We start from the raw sequence: 4,595 nt of genomic DNA, 5'->3' as shown, positions 1-4,595 counted from the left end.
TCGCCGACGACCCGGCACCGGGGCGGCGAACAACTCCGGCGCCGGGTCGTCGGCGAGGTCGGCCCGGACGAAGTCCAGGACGGCGCGTTCGAGCTCCTCGCCCCACGGCAGGTCGATGCCCTGGGAGACCGACAGGTCCCAGGCGTGGACCGCCAGGTCGAAGGTCTGCTGCGCGAGATAGTGCTCCACCGGCGCCAGACCGTAAGAGAGATGGACCTCCTCGTCGAGCGGGGTTCCACGCCACGAGGCGGCCACCGGGGCGCGCAGGGAGTGCCAGAAGGCCACGAGGTCGGGACCGGTGGCGTCGGAGAGCCGCAGGAGGGGCTCCTCGAGGTCCCCGGCCACCTCGTCGATCGTCCCGCCGGCCAGCAGCCCCGGGACCCACATCTGCTCGTCCACGACGTGGGCCAGCACGTCTCGGGCGGTCCACTGGCTGCACGGCGTGGCCGCATCCCAGTCGGCGATGGTCGGCAGGACCCGGTCGTACAGGTCGACGGCCTGGGACTGCAGGGCGATCCAGTCGGTCATGGGCTCCATCATGCCCCGGCGCGACGGAGTGTTCCGGGCCGGTAGGTCTGGTCAGGGCTTGTCGAACCGCTCGCCCGCGCCCAACCGCTGCAGCCGCATCCACTCGCGCAGGCCGGCCGGGTCCCGCCTGGTCACCAGGAAGTACCAGCCGAAGCGCAGGATCTCCTGGGGGATGAGACGTCGGTTGCCGGGCTGGGTGAGCACATACCCGCGGTTGCGGTAGGTGAAGTGCCGCTTGACCGGGTCGTCGGGGAACTGGGTGTGCATGCGGCCGCCGAGGATCGGCTTGAACTCGTCCGAGCCCTGCGGGTGCAGGTACGCGGTGGTGAGACAGGTGCCGAAGGGCAGCCGGGACCGCACCAGCCGGCGGTGCATCTCCACCTCGTCGCCGCGGATGAACAACCGGAGGTCCGGCACGCCCACGCGGTCCAGGCAGTCCGCGGTGAACAGTGCGCCGTTGAACAGGGAGGCGATGCCGGGCAGGAGATCGGAACCATCCGCGACCGCGGCTGCTGTGTCCGTCGGGCCCACTGCCGCGTCCGTCGGGCCCATTGCCGCGCCCGTCGGGCCCGCCTCCCGGGCGACGCGGCCACCCTTGTCGTCGGCGAACAGTTCGGACCGCCAGCGCCGCCACACCACTCCGCGCCGCAGGGGGAAGGCCAGGCGGTCGGGTTCGGCGAGGTCGCACACGACCGGCGAGACCTCGGCCAGTCCGTGGCGGTCCATGCAGGCCATCAGCGTGGCCAGGACCTCGGGGCCCTCGGGCCTGCCGTCGTCGTCCGCGCACCACACCAGGTCGGCGCCGGTGGCCAGGGCGTGGAGCATGCCCAGCGCGAATCCGCCGGCGCCACCGAGGTTGTGCTTCGAGCCCAGGTAGGTGGCCTCGACGGGCTGCGCCTCGACGAGCTCACGCACCGCATTCTCGTCGGCGTTGTCCACCACCACGAGGTGGTCGACGGGCCGGGTCTGCCCGCACACCACCTCGAGCGAGGCGCGGAGCTGCTCGAGCCGTCGGTGGGTGACCACCACGGCCACCACTCGCCGCGAATCGCCCGGCCCCTGCCCGGTTGCGCGCCCGGATCGCTCGCTTCCGGTGGGAGTACGCGCCCCCTCGGGTCCATATCGGGCGCGCGAGCCCGATCCGGGGTCCGAGCCGGGGCCCGCACCCGGGCCGGAGCCGCCCTCAGGCCTCACGCTCCATCCTCTCCATGTAGGCGGCGATGGACCGCCCGGCCTCGGGGCCCTCGTAGGCGGTGACGATCTCCTCGATGCTGCCCCGTTGCCGGATGCGTCCGTGGTCGATCCACATCGCCGAGTCGCACAGCTGGGCCAGGAATTCGTTGGAGTGGGAGGCGAACACCAGCATGCCGGACCGGGAGACCAGGTCCGCCAGCTTGATCCGCGCCTTCTTCATGAACTCGGCGTCCACCGCGCCGATGCCCTCGTCGAGCAGCAGGATCTCCGGGTCGATCGAGGTCACCACGCCCATCGCCAACCGGACGCGCATCCCGGTCGAGTAGGTGCGCAGCGGCATGTCGAGGTAGTCACCGAGCTCGGTGAAGTCGGCGATCTCCTCGACCTTGGCCTTCATCTGCTTGCGGGTCTGGCCCAGGAACAGGCCGCGGATGATGATGTTCTCGTATCCGGTGATCTCCGGATCCATGCCCACGCCGAGGTCGAACACCGGGGCCACGCGTCCCCGGATCCGGGCGGCGCCGCGGGTGGGTTCGTAGATTCCGGACAGCAGCCGCAGCAGCGTGGACTTGCCGGCACCGTTGTGTCCGACCAGCCCGATGCGGTCGCCTTCCCGGAGGGACAGCGTGATGTCTCGCAGGGCCTCGACGACGACGACGTTGGACGAGTTCCGCCCGATCGCGCCGCCGGCGGAGCCGAGGACGGCCTTCTTCAGGGAGCGGGACTTGGCGTCGAAGATCGGGAAGTCCACGCACGCGTCCACGCAGTCGATGGACACGCCGCCGGGGGTCGGGGTGGCGGGGCTCATGGGATGTACCTCCTACACCCAGTACGGGACTCGGGAGCGGAACCGGCGCAGCGCGACAAAGGCGAGGATCAGACCGACGGCCGTGCAGGCCAGGACGATCCACCAGTGGTACGCGGCGACGGGTTGGCCGATCATGGGGGCACGCACGATCTCCAGGTAGTGGTAGAGCGGGTTGAGTTCGGCGATGCGAGCCCGGTCCGCGATCTCCCCGCCCTGTTCGTACAGCGTCTGCGTGGTCCACACGATGGGGGTCATGTAGAACAGCAGCTGCACCAGGGAGTCCAGGAGCGGCGCGATGTCGCGGAATCGGGTGGCGAGGATGCCGAACAGCATGGCCACCCAGACGCCGTTGACCATGAGGACCGCCAGGCCCAGAACGGCCAGTAGCAGGTCCCAGCCCAGCGGGCGCGGGTAGATCAGCATGAGCACGACCCAGATCACCAGGTTGTGGCAGAGGAACAGGAACTGCCGCCACACCAGCCGGTAGACGTGGACGCTCAGCGCGCTCGGCAGTTGTTTGATCAGGCCCTCGTTGGAGATGAAGACCTCCGAGCCCTCCTTGATGCAGCCGGAGATGAATCCCCAGAGGATCAGTCCCACGGTGACGTGGGGGAGGAACTCGGCCAGCGGGATCTGGAACAGGATCGAGTACAGCAGCCCCAGAGCGGTCGCCATGACGCCGGTGGCGATGGTGATCCACAACGGGCCCAGGGTCGAGCGGCGGTAGCGCTGCTTGATGTCCTGCCACCCCAGGGAGAGCCACAACTCCCGCTGACCCAGCCCCTGGCGGAGGTCGGCCACGGCCCGGCGGAAGGTCTGGGAGTCGCTGACGATCTCGCTGCGGACGCGCTCGTCGGGGAGCGTCGCCGAAGCGGGGTCGGGAGTGGGCTGGTCCTGCACGAAGGCGAAGCCTACTAGAGGTGTGGCCGGTGGCAGCCCCGCAGACAGGGCGCGTACACATGAGTCATGACGACCAGCACCCAGATCCAGCTCGTCAGCCGCCCGCGTGGCTGGCCCACCCATGACGACTTCCGCACCGTCGTCGTCGACCTCCCCGACCTCGCCGAGGGCGAGGTGCGCGTGGCCAACGAGTTCCTCTCCGTGGACCCCTACATGCGCGGCCGGATGAACGAGGGCCGCTCGTACATCCCGCCGTTCGAGCTGAACGAGACCATGACCGGTGGAGCCGTCGGGCGGGTGGTGGAGTCCCGCTCCGACGCCCACCCGGTCGGGTCGGTCGTGATGCACGATCTCGGCTGGCGGGACGTCGCGCAGGGCGGCGGCCGACAGTTCCGGGTGGTTCAGGAGATCGAGGGTGTCCCGATCTCCGCGTACCTGGGGATCCTCGGGACCACGGGCCTCACCGCGTATGTGGGCCTGCTGCACATCGGGCGCTTCCGGGAGGGCGAGTCCGTCTTCGTCTCCGGGGCGGCCGGGTCCGTGGGGTCGGCAGTCGGTCAGATCGCCCGACTCATGGGCGCATCGAAGGTCGTCGGTTCGGCCGGGAGCGCCGAGAAGGTCGACAAGGCCATCAGCGACTACGGGTTCGACTCCGCGCTCAACTACCGTGAAGGCCCGGTCCGCACGCTCCTGCGCGAGCACTTCGGCAGCGCCGACGGCGAGGGTATCGACGTGTACTTCGACAACGTCGGTGGCGACCACCTCGAGGCCGCACTGGACCTGATGAACGATGACGGTCGGCTGGCCCTGTGCGGGGCGATCAGTTCGTACAACGCCACCGAGCGTTCGCCGGGCCCGGACAACCTCTGGCACGCCATCACCCGCGGGCTGACCCTCCAGGGTTTCACCGTCAACAAGTACATGCACCTGTTCAAGGAGTTCGCGGAGAAGGTCGGTCCGTGGGTGGCCTCGGGCGAGATCGTCTTCGACGAGACGGTCGTCGAGGGCATCGACAACTCGGTCGACGCGTTCCTCGACCTCATGCGCGGGGCCAACGTCGGGAAGATGCTCGTCAAGATCTGATCCGAGGGGTCGGCCCGACCGCGGTGCCGCCGTGGGGCAGGGTGGACGCATGACGTCGACTCGCCGAGCCGCGCCCACCTCC

General features: G+C 69.7%; 5 protein-coding genes. 1 reads left to right on the top strand and 4 read right to left on the bottom strand.

The features are described 5' to 3' along the window. The 4 genes from IY392_RS13430 to IY392_RS13415 all read right to left on the bottom strand — a co-directional run. Nucleotides 1-528 (bottom strand): maleylpyruvate isomerase family mycothiol-dependent enzyme (locus tag IY392_RS13430; protein ID WP_194861480.1); only part of this gene is annotated, 528 nt, incomplete at its 3' end. A 51-nt stretch (nucleotides 529-579) separates the two neighbouring features. Then, nucleotides 580-1,563: a glycosyltransferase gene (locus IY392_RS19500; RefSeq protein WP_194861481.1), complete on the bottom strand. Its 984-nt coding sequence runs from the start codon at nucleotides 1,561-1,563 to the stop codon at nucleotides 580-582. A gap of 148 nt (nucleotides 1,564-1,711) precedes the next feature. Continuing rightward, complete coding sequence (locus IY392_RS13420) at nucleotides 1,712-2,530, bottom strand: ABC transporter ATP-binding protein (protein WP_017837450.1); 819 nt, start codon at nucleotides 2,528-2,530, stop codon at nucleotides 1,712-1,714. Nucleotides 2,531-2,542: 12 nt separating this feature from the next. Continuing rightward, nucleotides 2,543-3,430, bottom strand: coding sequence for an ABC transporter permease (locus IY392_RS13415; protein WP_107755481.1), 888 nt, complete (start codon nucleotides 3,428-3,430; stop codon nucleotides 2,543-2,545). Between the two features lie 66 nt (nucleotides 3,431-3,496). Here IY392_RS13415 and IY392_RS13410 point away from each other — a divergent pair, with 66 nt between their 5' ends. Further along, nucleotides 3,497-4,513, top strand: a complete 1,017-nt coding sequence (locus IY392_RS13410) for an NADP-dependent oxidoreductase (RefSeq protein ID WP_107755482.1) — start codon at nucleotides 3,497-3,499, stop codon at nucleotides 4,511-4,513. The last annotated feature ends 82 nt before the right edge of the window (nucleotides 4,514-4,595 follow it).

It is taken from the genome of Dietzia sp. SYD-A1 (assembly GCF_015356725.1).
Taxonomy (GTDB): Bacteria; Actinomycetota; Actinomycetes; order Mycobacteriales; family Mycobacteriaceae; genus Dietzia.
The sequence above is the reverse complement of the archived record's forward strand: the minus strand, read 5'-3'. Positions and strand labels throughout refer to the sequence as shown.